Origin of the sequence: Vallicoccus soli (assembly GCF_003594885.1) — a bacterium.
GTDB lineage: Bacteria > Actinomycetota > Actinomycetes > Motilibacterales > Motilibacteraceae > Vallicoccus > Vallicoccus soli.
Genome location: NZ_QZEZ01000019.1, coordinates 1 through 679 on the forward strand (window position 1 = coordinate 1; position 679 = coordinate 679).

Sequence of the window (679 nt, forward strand, 5' to 3'; positions counted from 1 at the left end):
CGGGTGAGGCGCTGGGCGAGGTGGCGTTCGTGGCGGCGGGGCCGCTGCTCGGGGTCGACCCACCGCGGCGGCACCACCTCCACCACGCTGCCGGCCCGACCCTCGCGCAGGCGCAGGTTCCACCGCTGCAGGTGGACCTGGGTGTGGTGCGCCGGGCACAGCAACGCCAGGTTCGCCAGGTCCGTCGACCCCTGCTGCGCCCACCCCCGCACGCACGTGGTGCGCGATGCACCCCGCCGCCGGCACCACGCACCCGGGCATCACGCACCCCCGGTCCCGCAACCCCAACGCCGCCCGCTGCGCCCGCGTCGCCAACCTTCGCGCCCGGCCCACGTCCAACGGCTGCGAGGCCCCGCCCATCACCGCCGGCAGCACCTGCGCCCCGCACGCCAACGCCCGCACCTGACCCGCGCTCAACCCCGCCCCCACCCCAGCACCCCGACCGGTGGGGCCGGCGACACCATCGAGACCGTCCAGCGCGTCCAGCCCGTCCAGCGCGTCCAGGGTGCCGGCCTCGGCCAGACCCGCACGCAGCCGCGCAAGGTCCACCGTGAGCGTCACCTGCGGGTACCGCGTCGGCTCCGACGGCAACCGCACCCCCGGCACCTGAGCGCCCAGCGCCCAGGTGCACAGCTGCACCAGCACGTCCGCCGCCCGCTGCGCCCGCGTACGCCGGTCC

At 77.5% G+C, this 679-nt stretch carries 1 protein-coding gene and 2 pseudogenes; 1 reads left to right on the top strand and 2 read right to left on the bottom strand.

Going from position 1 to position 679, the window contains the following annotated elements; all coding sequences use genetic code 11:
- Positions 1-212, bottom strand: a pseudogene (locus tag D5H78_RS20170) (hypothetical protein); the annotation flags it as partial.
- Positions 213-226: 14 nt separating this feature from the next.
- Here D5H78_RS20170 and D5H78_RS20390 point away from each other — a divergent pair.
- Positions 227-406, top strand: a complete 180-nt coding sequence (locus D5H78_RS20390) for a hypothetical protein (protein ID WP_281268727.1) — start codon at positions 227-229, stop codon at positions 404-406.
- Here the strand turns inward: D5H78_RS20390 and D5H78_RS20575 are convergent.
- Positions 334-645, bottom strand: a pseudogene (locus tag D5H78_RS20575) (hypothetical protein); the annotation flags it as partial. The gene D5H78_RS20390 and the pseudogene D5H78_RS20575 overlap by 73 nt on opposite strands.
- Positions 646-679: the final 34 nt, after the last annotated feature.